Here is an 18,804-nt window from a genome sequence, read left to right as displayed (position 1 = left end):
AGTACCCTGTCACAGAAGTAAGACGGCAGATTGAGACAAGGGATGCGACCGTCAACCAGCCGGTGTTGACTTGGGAACAGAATTATAAAATGTAAAACCGGATCTCTAGCACCTGATTGGATTTACCGGAAAGAAAAATCGGAGATACTCGAATACCTCATTTGGATTTTAGTCGCTCAAGACCACCCACAACCTGTCCATAAACCTTTCACGAAACATTTCTCTACGTTTACTTTTTCGCCAAATTTTCCCCTCAAAAAAAGCTCCTCTCGATCGAAAGAACGATTATCATTACCTAAAAAAACTTCCTCGGGTGTAGGCTCAAGTCGTAGATCCGAGTATGAAAAAACCTTCGATAGATTAGTCCGTGGCAAGGAGGAGAAGTCATCCGACCACCACGTCTCATAAAATTAATAGTTCCCCACCACACGACGGAATGATCTGCATAATTTTGGCCCACTAAAGCCCGATGCCTGCCATGAGTCCCTCCCGATAGAAAAAAGAAAGCGCAAAGATCTTCCTTGGCCGTTATAGGGGTAAGAGCCCCTGCAAACCCGGCGTGCACCTCCACGAGACTCGGACCTACGCCGATCTCCCAACCTTTACTCTTGTTGAGATACTCAAGGGCTTTCTCCTGGATGAAGAATAACGCATAGCAGAAGGAATGGATGGATGGATGGATGGATGGAATGGATGCCTGCAATCCATAAGAAGCCGCAACAGTCCTGTAATACCCAACTATTTTGCCTTGTTTACAAAGCGCCTCATCCCCGAATTGTCCGGCGTGCATGAACTCTGCCTTTTAGACATCAGGAAGGATGGGAATTCTCTGAGCGATCGTAGAAATATCCTTTGCGACGGGACGGTGGGCATAAAATTTTTCCAAGGCGGCACCAACATCACGGTCAATTTCAGCAGCCTTACCGGCCCACGCCGGTTGCATATTCATGGGGATAGCCAATTCACCCCCAACAATCCAGGACTATCCCACCCATCGCATCTAACGCATTTTGAACCCCTTAATGTGAAAGCAACCCGAAAAATGCAGGTGGAACAAATTTCCTAACAACTCGGGCGGAGTCATTATTTCGCTTTTTCACGAATCCCCTCAAAGATTTCTTCGAAATAGGGCCCCATCAACCCACGGGCGACTGGATGCTTCGCCGAGGATCCTAAACCTGCCACACCATCGGTGGAGATACGATAAAGAGAAACTAACAGCGAGCCCTCTTTCGCAGGAAGTGCGGCCCCGATGGACTGCAAGCCGTTATACTCGTGGCTGGCATAGAAATGGCGGTCAACCACCACATACGCGTCACCCTCTTGAAATAACATGCGATGGCTCAAGATCAATGTCGGACGGCTAAATACGTCAACATTGGCCCAGTTAAACCGGGTTTCGAGCTGCTTGGGCTGGTTGGCGGGATACTTAAGTAGGGCTTGATGGAAAGAGGGAAAGTATTTGGCTAGGAGTTTGGCCTGATTGGTAGCCAGAAGAAGGTCCTCACGTAACTGAAACATTTCATCTTTTCCCCGCGCGTATGGAGGAATGCCTGACAGACCGTTTTCGCGATAGGCCTGGTACCGGGCCAGCAATTGCTTCCGCACCAGTGCCTCGACTTCAGTCTGCCCTACCCCTTTGGCCTTGAGTGCCTGAAAAGCGGAGATTTCCTTCATGTTCAGATTCAATTTTTCACCCGGTTCAGCTTCCAGGTAGCGGTCGGCTTCTTTTTCACCGTTTGGTTGCAATTTCACTCCTGCAAAGGCACCTTCATTTGCCTTATCAGAAATCTCGCCAAACGCCGTCACCGCACCGACAAGCTTGAACACGACGGCCTCCCGCCAAAGTGGAACTAAATTTTCAGGGACTTTCGGCACCAGCAATACGGCTCCCAAGGCCAGTTCCCGATCCGAGCCTTCTTCGGTCGTAAAACGGACAATCTCTCCCTTGAGGACATCTCTCCGTTCACCGTCGGAAAGAGGCAACGCCTTCAGCAATTCCTCGGCTGTAGGAACGGCCATTACAGGACCGGTGAAGGCCACCAGGATGAGACAGGAACTTACCACTATCTCAACCATGGTCGTGAACCCGGATTTCAAAAAACTTTTTTTTACCGAAGGAAATACCAATGGAAGATTCACGCTAGATGAAACCCACATAGTCATTTTCCCCTTCCTAATAAAAAAACCATTGATAGAAATACAACAGGCATTGGATTTTGAAGGTTAGGGACAAGATTGCCAGAGAGCAAACACCTATTCCATTAAAGTGAAGAACGAGGACACCCTCAGTCTGAAGGGCTTCACAATGAATAGTTTCTTTATCCCGGCTCAAAGAACCCGACCATCAAATCCGATCTTTTGCCTTTCCTTTTCATTCTCCAACTAATTGTGTCAATATTACAGCAAATTTTCCTGGAAGATTCCAGATTGGAACAACAAAGTAGTCGTAAACAGACATTAAAAAAGCATTCCACCCTTTCTTCTGAAGAATGGGGATTTTTCAAACCTTTTCTTTGGGGTCCGGCTGAACCCTGGAGGGAAGTACAATAGCACCAAAAATATGGACATGGTAAGGAGGAATTGAGGATGGGGCTCCAATCCAAAATGGCCGACCTGGGTCGGTTGCACGAAATCATCAGAGCATTCAGTGTCGCAGGATTCGGCGATATATTTAAAAAAATGGGGCTTGAAGCCGCAGCGGAACAAACAGGCAAGATTATGGGGTGGCAATATGCAGAGGACATTGCCCACCTTGAACGTCCTCAGCGTATACGGAAACTCTTTGAAGTACTCGGGCCAACATTTGTCAAACTTGGTCAAATCCTGGCCACTCGCCCTGACCTGTTCGGACCTGAGTGGATCAGTGAATTTGAAAAACTTCAATCGCAGGCACCACAACTGGACTTCGAGGAGCTTCGCCCTCAGGTCGAGGCAGATTTGGGAGCGCCACTTGAAGACCTCTTCGCAGAGGTGGACACCAAACCACTGGCTGCCGCTTCCATGGCCCAGGTTCACCGGGCCACGTTGAAAGACGGAACGAAAGTCGTACTCAAAATTCAACGCCCTGGAATCCGGGAGAAGATCGAAGCCGATATGCGTCTATTAACCCACGTGGCCTCGTTAGCAGAAAATAACGTTTCGGAACTCGCCACCTATCATCCTCAAAAAGTTGTTCAGCAATTCGTGAAATCATTGCAGAATGAACTGAACTTCATGACGGAAGGACAGAATGCGGAGCAAGTCTCGGCCAACTTTGAGGACAATGACCAGGTCGTGATTCCCAAAATTTACTGGGAATGGACAAAGGAACGCATTAGCGTGCAGGAATTTGTGGAGGGGATTCCCGGCGTGAATATTCAGGCCATCGATCAAGCAGGGATGGACCGCAAACGCCTTGCCCGGACGGGGGCCAATGCCGTGCTCAAAATGATTATGGTTGATGGATTATTCCATGCGGATCCGCACCCAGGAAATTTTTTCATTTTGCCGGGTGAACGTATTGCCTTCATTGACTTTGGCATGATTGGACGCGTCTCTGAAATCAGACGGCAACAAATCATGAGACTGTTGCAGGCATTGTTGCAAAATGACGCCGAGGCCCTCTGCTCGATCCTTTTACAATGGTCTGAGCGGGAGGGAGAAGACCCGGGCGACCTCTTGGTACCTGTTGATGAATTTCTGGGCAAGTATTCCGGAAAATCCATGGAACATTTGGATCTGTCGGTCATGGTGGGAGACTTGTTAGCATTGATCCGGAACAACAAGCTTACCATGCCTCCCGATCAGGCTATGCTGCTCAAGGTTTTTGTGTCACTGGAAGGGGCATTTAAAAAGCTTGATCCTGGCTTTGACATGATGGCCGCGATACAGCCCACCCTTCAAGAGGCTGTACTCAACCAGTTGTCTCCCAAAGCCCTCGGGAAACGCGGGCTCAAAGTTCTCATACAATATTTAGAATTATTCGCTGACATACCCAAGGAAATCCGCCGGGGAATCTATACCGTCAAAACCGGCAATCTAAAATTTGGTATAGAACTGACTCAACTTGATGAACTCAAACACGTGCTCATACGAGCTGTCAGTCGACTGGCCGTGGCTGCGATAACCTCAGCTCTGGTCATCGGAACCTCGATTGTTATGGCTCTTTCCAAGGGCCCGGTCATCGGGGGGGTCAATATCTACCAAATTTTTGGAGTTGGAGCCATCATCGGTGGAGCATTTATCCTCCTTGCCATGATGCGGGACAAAACCTGGAAAAAAAATCTCAAGGAGTGAAGCTCCCCTCCGCAAGCTAAGGGATATCCCCGGGCTGTTTTAATGAAATAGGGTTGAAAACTTAAAAAGGTTGGCTGGCTGCGACGCTGGCAACTAACGAGCATGATAAGACAACAGCAGCACAGTTTCCGAACCACTTTCATGCACATCGACGGCTCATCCCACGAAACTTCAAGGCCAACTGCACTCACGAGGAAAGGATGTGGAATAAAAATACTGTGCTTCCCCACATGATCCGGCTAGATCAAAAGGCTTCTCCTGAAGTTACGAAAAGCGAAAAAGAGGCAGGTTTTGTTTTCCATGGTGGGTAGATGATGTTTGTTGTGTATTTGGCATCAATCTATGGGAAGAGAGTAAGGAGTGGTCATGACAGGCTTGCTCAAAATCAACATCCCACCCCCGGGATGGCCGACATGGGCTGCTTCATAGATGTACTCGAACAACGCTTCCGCTTCTGTCACCGACACAACGATATTTACCATCCTCACCAAAGTTGATTCGGGCAAACGGCCATTTTTCGTGAAGGCTTCCCGAAGGGCAGCAATGCCTCGACAGGAAACGCTGTCCGCACGAATGATGCCCTTTTCCTCACGCAATCTCCTAAGTAATACTCTGTCCGTGCCATCATCCGGCAGAACACATGTAATGATCTGACTGGGCTCAGGGAACATTAAATGATCGGCGGCTTGTCCGGCGCTCATGATCGTTCCGAAGCTGACCCTTTTTGCCGCAATAGTTCTCTCACAGCCTCTGGAATGTACATGGCAACCTTTTCCAAGGGTGTGATGTATAAGAACCCTTTTGCTGGAGTATCCAACTGGCCGGCTTTAAAAATGTGGCTGGCCACAAGATCGGTTTGTTCGAAAGAGACCAGGACGCTGATGATATCCTTTGAGGCATCCACAGCCACTCCCAAGATTCCCAAACGTTCGCGAATCCCTATTCCCCTACCCTGGTGGACCAATACTCCCGTTGCACCGGCATCTCGGGCAGCTTTCACAATCACATCGGCATCACCTGATTGCACCACACAGGTAATCATGGCGACGTCGGTGAGATACGTCATGTTCGTACTCATACTCATACGATGGATTGCACCTCCTGTAGTTGTGAGCCGCCCCTCGTTTCTTTAACCGCACGAGCTTGTGCCCTGACTTTGTATTCTGCCCAAAGACCGGTCATCAACACCGTGAGAATGGGACCGATGGAGGCCATGGCCAGAATGCCAAAGCCCTCCACAGCCTGAGTAGCGTTCCCAAACCCCAATCCCATGGCTAAGACCAGCGGGACGGTAATAGGTCCGGTGGTGACACCCGCACTATCCCAGGCTACATTGACGAAGGTTTCACTGGAAAAAATGGTGAGCACAAAGGCCATGAGGTACCCGACCAGAACCAACCAGACTAACGGCACATCAAAAATCAGTTTCACTAAACCCGTGGCAATCCCGATCGCAACGCCCAGTGAAACAGCCACAATCAACGTTTTTTTCTTAAAGACTCCATTGGTCAAACTTTCAGCCGTAGCACCCAGTGCATTCAGGGCCGGCTCCGCTACGGTCGCCCCAAAGCCAAGACCCCAGGCAAAGACCAGTGAAAGAACCAACCCTACCGAATAGACATAAATGGGTGAGCCAGGCACCTCCGAGAGGGACATGAATGCAGCGGGAACCAGACCTCCCACGTTTCCTCCTAAATGTGAAAGTCCGTAGGTCAGTCCCAGGTTAAAGATACACATGCCGATGATCGTCAGGCTAATTCCATAGACAATTTCGCCCTTATTCGGGAGCGATTCTTTGAGTATAAATCTGAGGACCACGAATAAAAACAGGACGAGTGGGAGGATGGCACGTATACCCATCACAATTTCCACACCCGGACTACGTTCATACCAGTAAGACGGAACGGCTTGAACTGCTCCTGAAGCCTGTTTGGCAGCGGCAATAATTTCGGTTGGTGTCACCGTGGATGCAATGTAGAATGCCAGCATCAGTACGGCAATAATTGGAAAAATAGAGGCCAGGGTCACAATTCCGAAACCGGATAATCCTGAATCTCCTTTCCCGGCCGCCCCCGCAATGCCGATCCCCAATGCCAGGACCAACGGCACGGTGACCGGTCCCGTTGTCACCGCACCCGCATCCCAGGCCAACCCCAGCACCTTCGTCAAATCCGGATCAGAAGCTCCATAGAGCGTCAAGGCGAGTACAGGAGCCAGAGCCCCATAAATAAACGGCTTGAGGCTCCAACCATACAAGAACCGCATGGTGCCAATAACCGCCGCTAAGCCCACACTGAATCCAATCGCCAGCACCAGAGCTTCGGACCAGTGATTCAGGAGAGCATACAGATAGGGGGCATGCTCGACCACGACATTCTGGCCGGCCACTTTCAATGCACCAATGGCAGGCTCGGCAAAAGTGACACCGATTCCGAGAAGAAGGGTAATGCCTAATACCAAGGGTAAAGGTGATTTTTGGGGCAGACGCTGACCGATAATGGTGCCAAAGGGCATGAGGCCGAGCTTGAGACCCTCCATGAAAAACATTAATCCAACGATCACCGCAAACAGGCCACTCACGATCACCCAGCTGTTCTGCACCAGTTGGCGCAAAATCAAAATTTGGAACAATGCTAAATACAGCCCCAGGGGAATAACCGATTTGACCTGTTCCATGAATCGAACGGAAACATAGGGGCGAAGGAGCTTGAAGGTTTCCTCAGTCGTAAGGGATATCCGGGATGGTTGGCAGGATATGGGATGCCCTTCCGAATCCCGTTCCACACTTGGACTCAAGGCATTAAAGTTGAATACCTCGTATCCATGCCCCAGTACGCGTTGGTAGTCTCCGAATCGATAAGAATCCGACATGGTTGGCTGTGTGATGGACTAGAGTGGGTTGCAGGAGTATACCTTATCAAAATCTTTCCGGGAAAGAAGAAAAGCAAAAATGGCTTTTCCTTTTTTGGATACGATAGATGCAGTGCTTACTCTGAAACTGGGTTTTCAACAATACCGATGCCGGGATTAAGACACCAAGGCAACAGATAACAATGAAATACTCCAAGCGATAACAGGATCGCTGTACGTTCGACGAAGATTGAGTTGGGAAAATTTTTTACCGGCCCCCTGCCCGACATGATTCCCCTTCTATTGAAATGGTTTGAATCATCTGGCAAAGTTAGCGGCTTTTCGGCATTTCAGGGTTTTCGATAAATAATTATAGAGGATAGGTGAAAATGAAATTGATGGGTATGCGAAAGATTATTCAGCTTTCTTTGACGGTCATAATAGCCTGGACCTTGTCGGGAGTCAGTCAGGCACAGGAAGTCCTGTATGATTATCCGGACCTGAATCCCTACGCAGCAACCGTTACGGAAACGCCGATCGCCTTGAGGGCTGTGCTTCCAAAGAAAATCCCCGTGAAGGATTATGAGCTGAGGGTATTCCTGGATCATAAGATTCCTCACGTTCTCTGGTATGACGAAAAAATGCGCTATTCCCTGGTCACCCAGGAAGGTCCCGCCCCGTTAATTTTTGTCATCGCCGGGACGGGGGCAGGCTATAATTCCGAAAAAATGACGGTTCTCCAACACGCCTTATATCAAGCCGGTTTCCATGTTCTGTCTCTGTCTTCCCCTACCCATCCGAATTTCATCGTCTCGGCTTCCAGCACGGGAGTTCCCGGACATCTCCTGGAGGATTCACAGGACTTGTATCGTGTCATGCGTTTGGCCTGGCTGGAACATCAAAGCGATATTGAAGTCACGGATTTTTATCTCACCGGTTACAGTCTGGGCGCGGCTCAGGCAGCCTTTGTGTCAAAGCTGGATGATGAACAGGGAGATTTTCATTTCAAAAAAGTCCTCATGATTAACCCGCCGGTCAGCTTGTATACTTCGACTTCTATTCTGGATGACATGTTGGCGAAAAATATTCCCGGAGTCGCTGATACGTTTCCGGAGTTTTTCGACAAGGTGTTTCATGCATTTTCGGAAGTGTATCGGAAGGGTGACTTCGTCGATTTCTCAGGAGACTTTCTGTATACCGCCTATCAGGATCGGGAACCTGCCGATGAAGTTCTGGCAGCGCTCATCGGAACCTCATTCCGGCTTTCTTCAGCCAATATGATCTTTACGTCGGACGTGTTGACCAATTCCGGTTATATCAAGCCGAAAAATCTGGTTCTCTCTACAACCGATTCCTTGACCGACTACTATAAAGTGTCTGCTCGCGTGACATTTCTGGATTATTTTCGTGAAATGTTCTACCCGTTTTTTAAAATTAAATACCCTGATATTACGGAACAAAGCCTCATTGAAAACCTGAGTCTTGCCAGCCTGGAAGATTATCTGAAGCATTCCACCAAGATCGGATTACTACATAACGCGGATGATTTCATTCTGGGTGAGGGTGATCTGGATTTCCTATTGTCGGTGTTTGGCTCCCGGGCTAAAATCTATCCACGAGGAGGCCATTGCGGAAATCTTGCGCATCACACCACCCTGGCCTACATCGTTGAATACTTTAACAATCCCGTATCTCCCAATATCCTCAAGAACAATCCGGAGCCGTTTCCGGGATTCACCTCCTCTGAAAGTCTCCGCGTGGAGGAGCAACCGCTGACGCAATGGGCTCCAGTCCACAATGTCACGCACAGCACCAACAAGGAAAACTATCCCGATCTTCGCAACCACCTCAACCAACAGTCTCTGAGCTCGGGCCGAGGAATACAAGAATCCCAGGACTCTCTTGAAGGGACAACGGCAATGGCAGCGGCGTCTGAACCATCCCGGACAGACCCCACTCTTCCCGTACCTCGCGACAACACTCCTGTTGTGGAACAGGTGATCATTGAACCAGCCCGGCGCCCGATCCAGGATGTAGTGCAACCCGGCGAACGCTATGTCATTGATGTCTATGATCCAATAGAAGGATTTAACCGGTCGATGTACAAATTTAATGCGAAATTCGATGAGTACGTGTTCCTCCCCGTTGTAGAGGGATATGAAGCCGTCATGCCGGATTTTTTCGAAGATCGTCTTTCGAATTTTTTCTCGAACATCGCCGACCTTCGTAATCTGTTGCATTCCATTCTTCAACTCAAAGGAGAAGTCACGCTCAATACTCTGTCACGGATTTTGATCAATAGTACCTTCGGCCTCGGGGGATTCTTTGATCATGCCACTCCGCTAGGGATCCACCAACAGACAGAAGATTTCGGGCAAACGCTCGGACATTACGGCCTGAATCCCGGCCCCTACCTGGTCCTCCCCATTTTCGGACCGTCTTCCATTCGTGATACCACCGGCTTGCTAGCCGATGCGGCGGCCCGCTACTTTTACCTCTATACACCCGTAAATTTTGACGACCACATTGATCGAAGCTCCGCGGCAACGCTGGTGTGGGCCGTGGATGTACGCCACAACCTGCGCTTTCGCTACTACCAGACTGGCTCTCCATTCGAGTATGATCTGGTCCGGTTTCTCTATACCAAAAAACGCCAATTAGAAATCGAAAAGTAGATAGCCATGAAGTTTCCTGTCGGCGTATCCCCCATGCGATGATCATCGCGACATTAAAAGTGAAATATGTTCTCTGGTCCAGATGAATTATTATTTCCGGTCATTCGGTCGTCTCTGCATAGGAGATGGAATGACCGGTGAAACTTCTTCAATCCACCAAGCTGCCATCTGACGCCGGAGAAATTCCCCTGCTCGCCATCTGGTCCGATGATGCCAGCTCCCGGTTCCTGTGGAGTACAAAATTCAGGAAATGGACGACGCCGTGCCATGACCACCATCTCCGATATTTGAGGAACAGAACCACATGGGATGACGACGGTTAGATCCTGAATGGCCGGTTCTCAACCTCCACCCAGCTGCGCCCCCCAGCAGGATTTCAGGTGCTCGAGTTTCACCATGATCATATTCATCTCGTGATGATTCTCCCCCTCTCGAAGGGTAGGATTTGAAGGGTGGAGGGAAATCTAAGAAATTACGTTCTCCAAATACACAAGGGGAAGAGGGTGAATCGCCTGTTGGGATCTGCCGATACACCGCCCTGGTTGGCTTTTGCTACTACCAAACGGATTCCCCTTTCGAGTATGATCCTATCCGCTCCTTTATTTCAAACAGGACGCACATTCGAATTTGAAAATAAATCTCCACGGAGCCGACGGTTCTTCAAACCGGATTGAGGTGATTTCTTTGAAGGGAGCATTCTGTCGGTCAAGGAAGACATTCTTCCATGAGAGACTCACCGGAACAAGCCCTTCTCTCTTATTGCGCGAGCCTTTTTGGGGTTGAGATTCTTTGATTGAAGAAAGACGAACAATGACCCCCTCCCTTTCCCAAAACTCTTCATCGGTTTTCTTACCCTATCGGAAGTTGAGGCGAATTGCTCTTATTGTTCCAGGCCTTATTGCATTCTGGATCATGATCGTACACGTCAGTCCTCCGCCGGCTTTGGCCCAAGCACTTTCTGCCCTTCAAGAAAATTCCCAGGAAACTCTGCACGAAAAGTCCATTGATGACACGGTCGTTCCACCCATTCTGGTCCCCACCGCACCCGTCATACTTGACGGGGAAACTCTCTTTCATGTCCGCGGCGTGTCGGCTTTGCCCGCCGAGGAACGTGCCCGAAGAATCCTTGAGCGCATTGATGAGTTTGGCTCCGATCTAAGCCGGTCAACTCAATCCCTGCGGCTGGTTGAGGAAAAAGGGGTCACCATGATTTTCGCGGGCGATCAACCATTAACCGGGGTGACCAATGCCGACGGCCGGCTGGAAGGGGGAGTGGAGCGCGAAGTCTTAGCTCGAATCCATCTAAAACGGATCGTGGATGCCGTGGAAACGCATCGGGAGAAACGCAAACCCATCAACATTGTGATTCACATTGCTTTTTCCTTGCTCGCCACGGCTATTCTTGTCTTGGCCTGGTGGGGAATCCGATGGATTTTTGACAAGCTGGATGCCGTCATGGAGCCGCGATACAAAGAACAGGTCAAGGATTTAAAATTTCAAAAGGTCATTGTCCTTCAGGCCCATCAGTTGTGGGCCGGACTACGTGGTGGCATGCACGGGATCAAGGCATTCCTGCTCCTTTTGCTGCTGTATGCTTATCTCAATTTTGTGTTCCGTCAATTCCCTTGGACCGCCTATATAGGCAAGCAGTTGTTCAATATCATCCTCGACCCTATTCGAGTAATCGTGAGGGGCCTCCTGTCCTCGTTCCCCAGCCTGGTTTTTCTCGTCATTCTGGTCGTCCTGCTCCGCTACCTCCTTAAGTTTGGGAAATTAATTTTTGCCAATCTGTTCATCGGGAAGGTGACATGGCCGGGTTTCGACCGGGAATGGGCCTGGCCCACCTACCGGATTTTCCGGACACTGGTGATCGCCTTTGGGATTGTGGTGGGATACCCCTACATACCCGGATCCACCTCCGAAGCCTTTAAAGGTATTACGATTTTCCTCGGCATACTCTTGTCGCTCGGCTCCTCCTCCATTATCGGCAATATCCTGGCCGGGTATACCCTGGTTTACCGGCGGGCGTTCCAGGAAGGAGACCGTATCAAAGTCAATGAAATTCTCGGCGATGTGATGGAAAGAAGAATTCTGACGACTCGGCTTCGGTCGTTGAAAAACGAGGAAATCATCGTGCCCAATTCGGAAATTCTGAACAACAACGTGACCAATTATAGTGCCGCCGCCAGAGAGAAGGGTCTTATTCTTCATACCACGGTGGGAATCGGCTATGAGACCCCGTGGAGGCAGGTCGAGGCAATGCTGATTGAGGCTGCGGACCGGACATCCGGTTTGTTGAAGGATCCCCGGCCTTTCGTCCTGCACCTTGCCCTGGGCGATTTCTGCGTCAGCTATGAACTCAACGTCTACTGCGACCGGCCATACTACATGATGGACCTCTATACCGGCCTTAGCCAGAATATTCTCGATGTATTCAACGAACATGGTGTGCAGATCATGACACCGGCCTATATGGCGGATCCAGAACAACCCAAAATCGTACCCAAAGATCAGTGGTTTACTCCGCCGGCCAAACTTCCGGACAAACCTAAAACCGGTGACACTTGACCTCAATCCTGTGGATGGGGAAGTGAATGGAAGTTTTTTCCACGCGCAATTTTCTCCAGGAATTCAGTCACCCCTTTAGTTGACTGCTGAGTGTGAAGCCACCGCCCACACATACCGGTTGTGGGGATATTCAAATCAGAACTTGGCGGAACTCGCTCTCATTCCCCGGGCCTTCTGTTGTTGTCGGCCTGAACCAAACACTGGCCGAGGGCATGGAGTAAAATACCGGATCGAGCGATAACGTCTTGATTAAAAAACTACCCGTCGTTCGCTCATGCCCCCTTGAACTTGCAAATCGTCTACCACTGAAACACGCCCAGCACCGTCTTCTTAGCAACCGGTTATATGAAATCAGCATGGCGAGATTCCTGCCAGGATTGAAAGAAATTTAATGTGACTGATCGTGCAAGCTATAGCTCTTACATAGGCACTAGATTCGTCTGGCAGAAAGAAGAAATGATTATGGAATCGGGTTGGGATCTCCTTCTCTCCCCATCCTCCCGGGACAACGGGAGGCAAAGGAGGAAGTCAAAAGGAATAATATCACTCAAGCCTGTTCACGAATAGATTTCTTTATCTACTATGGTTTGTCTGGAGGAACCTTGGAAGATCCCCCGAAGTTACTAAAAGCCCGTTTGATACTTCCCCACAGGCCGCCCTTGATTTCATCAAGGGCCTGAGCGGTATGCTGTCGACTTTTCATGGCCTCAACACAAGGATTTTGATTCATCGTGCCCACGGTCGTTCCCGCAATTTGTGGAATGGCAATGATCCATCCCAGAGGATTTACCAGGCCCAACAACCCCCACCCTCCGCTCTCGGCAATGCGTAACTTGTCGCTTGACACGTCCGGATCCGAAAGCGGACCGGTGATGCGAACCATGTGAGCCAGACTGAATAAACTTGGATCTTTGGGCCGGGGAGTCAAAATTAGATCCATGGTTTCGTCGGCCAGATTCAATTGTCCAACGCCGGCTATCGTCAGTCGACTGGTGTCAATGAGAATATTATCGCTTTTCATGACTCCCTCTTCGATATCAAAAAATCCGACCGTACAATTGAGGTTAGATACCGATTCCTTTTTCCAGGCGGTGGTTAAGGCCGTCGTAATCAAATCAGCAGCCCAGAGATCAATATATTTTGTGGCCAGCTCAAGAGGTCCATCAATCAGGGTAAATTGTCCACTGGCCTGCTCCAACACTTCATACATCGTATCTCCTCGACCCTTCAAGTCGAGCATGATAGATTGGGATTGCCCCTTTACCATGTCGGTACCACCGAAAGATTTAGCTAGGCGCCCATAATCCAGCCCATGAATATTCAGGTTGACCTCGAGAGTCGGAACGTATTGTTTGCCATCAAGGATCAATTTCCCATCAAAGTCTCCTCCCCATAGATTTCCCGTTACGGGTTGCATCGTGAAGACACCCTCTTCAAGAGTGACCTGAAATGAGGCATGTCCCAGGTCCTCTTCTCCCTTTCGAATCTGTTTGATTTCCCCATCAAGTATGAGATCAAAGGAACGGAGAACTTCAACCGGAAACGTAAATTCCGGAATCGCCTTAATTGTGGAAACTTTCGGTTTTTTTCTGAGTCCTATGGTATCTCGTACCGTATCGAAGGCCATAGACCCGATGCCTTTCACCGAACCTGCAATAGTTTCCACCCTCGATTTGTTTTTATGTTGTGATGCATCCCCCTGGGGTTCTTGCAAAGTACCCAGATCAATACTCTCTGCAATCAATTTCCCCCTCACCCGTGTACGTTCCTCCTTTGTCAGCACCGTCAGATTGCCTCCCCAGGAGTTTTCCCCCAGAGCCCCTTCGATGTTCGTCAGATGAAATCCCACCGGCGTCCGGGAAAGATGCAGGTTAATGTCCACCGGACCGACTACAGGCAGGTCGGACATCGTCAATACGCTCAGATCACTCAGGTGTTGTCCTTTAAGGAGGACCTGAAAGTCGAATTCATCGCCAGGATGAGAGAAATGAACATGTCCGCTCATTTCAACCATGGCCTTTGGCACATCCATCCGAACATTCACCGGCCACAATCCCCCGAATTTCAGAATGTCGCTCATCGGACCGGTTGCCGAACGAAGCCGAAAAGGGGTTTTCTCAAATACCCCCTCCGCATACAGTCGCAAAGGCCCGCCATCCACGCTTTCAACCTTCAGATTGGAACTCACCTGGACCGGTTCAGGATGATCACCTTTCGTATGAAACCGTACCGAAAGGTTTTCCCCTTCTACCAGAACGGTGGATCGGTTCAGCAAACTGTGTATGGTGTTTCCTAAACTTGAAAAGTTGACATCCAGGGTCATATCATTTTTTGTAAGGTCCGCGAACTGCACATTCGGGAAGAAATGGTCGTACCGGATACCGTCAAAGGATCCGTTGCCGGAAAGAGTAGGAATCGGCCCGGTCGTATCCATCTGAAACCTGCCATGAAAACTTCCATAGGTTGATCGCTGATCCCGTACTGTTCCCTGCAGGGAGTCCACTTTCAGCCGGCCCTCCTGAAGCCCGACCATAAAAGCCAGACCGGCTAATTCCAGTCCCTCCCCTCGAACATGATCAATCGCCACATTCACGTCAACATCGAACCCCTGCATCACTTCAGATGGAATGGCACTTTCACTTTTATCGCCAGGTCGTGAAAACTCCGTCACCTTAATCTGTTTTGATGTCAACATCCCAGTGAGATGAGGCCTGGCCTTCTGGAGATCCAGCTCCAGTCTTCCGGACAGATCGCTGCTTCCAAATCGACTTCGGAGATCACTGACCTGAAACCGGTCACCCTTCTTACTCACATGAGCCATGAGAACATAGGGACCCACGGGAGGAAGATCAGGATCAAACTCACTCAACCGGCTTCCTTTGAGCGAAACACTCATGGTCCCCGGTATATCCTGCTTGCCGATATCCAGAGTGCCTTTGACTTCCAGAAGTGCCCCACCGGACAATGCCTTGAGCGACAACGGCCAGGAAGTTCCAGTCTTGATCAGACCAATTGGAGGAGCGGTCATGAGTCTGACACCAAAGGCCCGTTCTTGATAGGCACCTTGGGCGACAATTTTGACCGGTCCCCCGTTAGAAATCTGAAGAGAAGCCTGACGCAAGGCAACGGGCAGCGGATCCTCGGGTATGGGAGTGGAGAGCCCGAACGTGGTGTGAGCCAATTGAAGGTTCATGGTCACCGTCTTAAGAAACTCCTCCAGGGTGGCACCGCTCCCGCTCGCCGTCACCTCAAAGTCGGTAGATCCGGCAATGTTCTCGGTCACTCCTAGTGCCTGAGACACCTGCCCATAGTTCAAAGAGGTCCCTTTGGCTTCAAACACCGATTGCGGCTGAGGGGTGTTGAGTTCAACTTTTACACGCGCCGCCGCAGTTCCCTCGAAAGCCTTAACCCGAACCGGACTAAGGTCAACATGACCCTCACGACCAGACGCGGTCAAAGAGACGGAACCCAACTCTATCTCTCCGAATAAGCATTTTTCGATTGTCACATCCAGATCCACATCAACGGGCAGCGAAGCCGGGGTGTCTGGTGATGGCTTCGTGGGAGATGCTCCCTGCCCGGCCTCCATGTCTTGCTGAGTGCTTTTTGGAGAAAAAAGAAAATCCTGGATCTGGAAAATTTTTGAGGACAATTTACCCTGGATTGCCTGACGCCCCTCCCCATTTGGTATAATCAATTGACCCGCGAGATCGGAAGTACCCAGCGTCCCACGGACATTTTTCAAGGTTATGCCATCGTTCCCTTGAAGATAGTCGGCCGCAATAATAAAGGGAGCCGAATCGGGAAGGTCGGTCTCCAAAAGGTCGTTGAGGGCACTCAGTCGGCTCCCATGAACCTGGACCGAAAGGTCAAATGTCTTATTGATGTCCGTTCCCCCTACCATTCCTTTGAAGGAGGCGGATGCCTCCTTTACAGACAGAATGCCCTCGACAGGCCAGGGAGCTTGATCCAGGTTAAATAAGTCCATAATCCGTCCGCCGTTAAGTTCAATCTTAACGGGAACATCCCGATAGGCGCCTTCAAAGGAGAATGCTCTGAGCTGATCATCGGGAGCAACCACCACCCCTTGTTGAATGAACACTTCGGTCGTTTCTTCACCAAGGTATGGCCGATACCGAATTCGGGAACCTTCGATCGAGATCTCCCCTCTATTGGAAATAGTCATGAAGACCGACGGCACGGCTCGTGACCATATGCCGGGCGCAGCGCCGTCACCAAATGTCCAGTTGTCGAGACCTTCAGACCCTTCTTCTAAAAACAGTTCCGCTCCCTCAAGACCAATCTTTTCCGCTTCCAAACGGCGTTGAAGAAGCAGCACCAAGGACAACTCGATCTCAAGACGGTTGGCTCGGAAAAAATGCGGTTGAGATGCCCAGGGAGGATTGGCAACCAAAACGTTTTCCAGAATTAACCGTGGTTGCAAGGAAAAAGTCAGGGAGATCGGTCCTTCCAGGGAGACCTTTCTTCCCAGGGTCGCCGAAAACCCCCGTTCAAGTGTTTCCCGATACACGTCCGTTTTGATAAAGGGGAATAACACATACGCCAGGGCGGCACAGATTCCTATGCCGAGAAGAAGCCCGATCACAATTTTGGATGAAAGTCGATGCATAAGAATTCCTAGACTTCAATTAATACATGCTTGAATCCACAAAAGCCAGGTGACAGCTTGTCACAAGAGAATCCGGTTTCCGATCGACCTTCACGTTTTAGACCCATACCCCAGATACCTGCGGCATCGTTCTATAGGCACCCCCTCAAGGACTTTTTCCAAATTCAGGACCGGGCAGTTGAAAGAGGGAGGACCAAACCCCATAAAACGAATCCTGGCGGGGTCGGGAAGGACTTTGGGATGCGCATACAGAAGCTTCCATAATTCAACAAGAATACACCGAACCTGGACGGGCGTCGTTTCATACCGCCACTGGATTTGGGGATCGTACCAGACTCTTTTCCGCTTGGAGAAATCCTCCAGTTGCAGAGGAGCGAATTCTACATGCGCTACGCTGATAATGGTATGGACAAGTGTCCGAACCTTGGCTGCCTGCAAGCCGATCTCATCAACGGTTCCGATTTTATCCCCGAATCAACAAAAATCCCCGGCCGCCACCCGTTGAGAGGCGTCCAACGTGATGCCGGAAATCAGATTTTCAATGGGTCTTTGCAAGGCAAAGGTGCTGCCATTACCCGCCAACAACACTCACAACAGACTCGCGCCAATGACCGGAACACACACCATACAACGGTTCACCCAAGCTATTTCCGCATCCTGCCTGACACCCCGACTTCTCTCCTTTCGTGCTCCTTTTCCCACTCAAACTCAGGCTTAAGTAACCAACTGAATCCCCACGGCATAACAACGGGGCAATCGCCTTTCATGAAAGAGATCCTCCAAGACCATGATGATCTTCTGCTAACCTCACATCATCATTCGCCTTGACGACTGACTCCAATTCAGGACAGAAACCAATAAACCGGCGACATGTCAGCAAGCAAAATATCCGAAAAACAGATCCATGAAATCAAAAAATAATTTTTTGCAGTAAGAGAATTCAATATAAGGGGCCTACCCGGAAGCTAATCCAACCATTCGAGGAATGCCAAGCCCTGAATCTCAAAAATGGATCTAAGGTTTTCAGGTGGGGTCAAATTCAGATGAACAGCCCATGCAGGTCAAGGGACTCTAATTTCACTTGGCGATTTTTGAGGACATTTCAGAGAGAAGGGAGATGGGGACAGAACGATCACGATACGTGAATTAATGGAGCGTTCCAGATCTTCACGGCGGGAATTCCCCGGTAATAACTCAGAACATTCAATGTGCCGGTATCAAGAAGAAAATGGCGCCCGGCAGATACCTGAAGACCGAGCCATCGGGCAACCAGTACTCGGAGAATATGACCATGGGCAAAAAGTGCGACATCACCCTTTGCGGTTCTAGCCCTGGCAATGGCGCGATCCGCACGGACCCCGACCTCTTCAGGTGTTTCTCCACCAGGACAGCCATCGGTAAATATCAGCCAACCGGGTCTCTTTTCTTGAATCTCCTTGGAAGTGACCCCTTCATACTCTCCATAATTCCACTCCACAAGATTGGTGTCCACCTCGGCCTTCTCGCCCAATCCTGCCAATACACACGTTTCATGGGCTCGCTGCAGAGGACTGGTAAGCACCAGGTCAAAGGAGTAATTCGAAAAAAGAGGCTGGAGAAGTCGTGCCAGATTCCGGCCGTTTTCGGTGAGAGGCAAATCCGTGGTCCCGGTATGTTGTCCGCTCAAACTCCATTCCGTCTCTCCATGACGAATGACGTAAACTTTTTGAAAATTTTCGGCCATCAGCAATCCAAAATGAAATTCACAAGGGAAGAGGAAACTGTAACCATTCGTTCACCCCTACTGTCAACGTTCGACTCCCT

General features: G+C 49.9%; 11 protein-coding genes. 3 read left to right on the top strand and 8 right to left on the bottom strand.

Annotated features, from left to right (window positions below):
• Positions 1-802 precede the first annotated feature (802 nt).
• Positions 803-949, bottom strand: coding sequence for a hypothetical protein (locus tag ACWHYD_RS07790; protein WP_447965340.1), 147 nt, complete (start codon positions 947-949; stop codon positions 803-805).
• A gap of 134 nt (positions 950-1,083) precedes the next feature.
• Complete coding sequence (locus tag ACWHYD_RS07785) at positions 1,084-2,166, bottom strand: hypothetical protein (RefSeq protein ID WP_447965339.1); 1,083 nt, start codon at positions 2,164-2,166, stop codon at positions 1,084-1,086.
• 423 nt (positions 2,167-2,589) lie between these two features.
• Here ACWHYD_RS07785 and ACWHYD_RS07780 point away from each other — a divergent pair, with 423 nt between their 5' ends.
• Positions 2,590-4,278 (top strand): ABC1 kinase family protein, encoded by a 1,689-nt coding sequence (locus tag ACWHYD_RS07780; RefSeq protein ID WP_447965338.1) that lies wholly within the window; start codon positions 2,590-2,592, stop codon positions 4,276-4,278.
• A gap of 335 nt (positions 4,279-4,613) precedes the next feature.
• Here the strand turns inward: ACWHYD_RS07780 and ACWHYD_RS07775 are convergent, their stop codons facing one another.
• From ACWHYD_RS07775 to ACWHYD_RS07765, 3 genes are read right to left on the bottom strand one after another with little or no spacing between them, the layout of a single operon-like run.
• On the bottom strand, positions 4,614-4,979 hold the full coding sequence (locus tag ACWHYD_RS07775; protein WP_447965337.1) for a hypothetical protein: 366 nt from the start codon (positions 4,977-4,979) through the stop codon (positions 4,614-4,616).
• A complete protein-coding gene (locus ACWHYD_RS07770; RefSeq protein ID WP_447965336.1) occupies positions 4,976-5,362 on the bottom strand; it encodes a P-II family nitrogen regulator in 387 nt (128 codons plus the stop codon). The genes ACWHYD_RS07775 and ACWHYD_RS07770 overlap by 4 nt, the downstream gene beginning before the upstream one ends.
• Positions 5,359-7,149 carry a DUF1538 domain-containing protein gene (locus ACWHYD_RS07765; protein WP_447965335.1) on the bottom strand — a complete coding sequence of 597 codons (1,791 nt, stop codon included), beginning with the start codon at positions 7,147-7,149 and terminating at the stop codon, positions 5,359-5,361. The genes ACWHYD_RS07770 and ACWHYD_RS07765 overlap by 4 nt, the downstream gene beginning before the upstream one ends.
• A gap of 368 nt (positions 7,150-7,517) precedes the next feature.
• On the opposite strand from ACWHYD_RS07765, the gene ACWHYD_RS07760 reads away from it, so the two are divergent.
• Positions 7,518-9,803, top strand: coding sequence for an MlaA family lipoprotein (locus ACWHYD_RS07760; RefSeq protein ID WP_447965334.1), 2,286 nt, complete (start codon positions 7,518-7,520; stop codon positions 9,801-9,803).
• An 810-nt stretch (positions 9,804-10,613) separates the two neighbouring features.
• Positions 10,614-12,371, top strand: a complete 1,758-nt coding sequence (locus ACWHYD_RS07755; protein WP_447965333.1) for a mechanosensitive ion channel family protein — start codon at positions 10,614-10,616, stop codon at positions 12,369-12,371.
• A 580-nt stretch (positions 12,372-12,951) separates the two neighbouring features.
• Here ACWHYD_RS07755 and ACWHYD_RS07750 read toward each other — a convergent pair.
• The 3 genes from ACWHYD_RS07750 to ACWHYD_RS07740 form a co-directional block, all read right to left on the bottom strand.
• Entirely contained in the window at positions 12,952-17,001 is a 4,050-nt protein-coding gene (locus ACWHYD_RS07750; protein ID WP_447965332.1) for an AsmA family protein, read from the bottom strand.
• 90 nt (positions 17,002-17,091) lie between these two features.
• Positions 17,092-17,439: a hypothetical protein gene (locus tag ACWHYD_RS07745; RefSeq protein ID WP_447965331.1), complete on the bottom strand. Its 348-nt coding sequence runs from the start codon at positions 17,437-17,439 to the stop codon at positions 17,092-17,094.
• A 694-nt stretch (positions 17,440-18,133) separates the two neighbouring features.
• The gene (locus ACWHYD_RS07740; RefSeq protein ID WP_447965330.1) at positions 18,134-18,724 is read right to left on the bottom strand and encodes a histidine phosphatase family protein; all 591 of its coding nucleotides are present in this window, start codon (positions 18,722-18,724) and stop codon (positions 18,134-18,136) included.
• Between the last annotated feature and the right edge of the window lie 80 nt (positions 18,725-18,804).

The organism is Nitrospira sp. Ecomares 2.1, from assembly GCF_965152585.1.
This window is presented reverse-complemented; position numbering and strand designations above follow the sequence as displayed.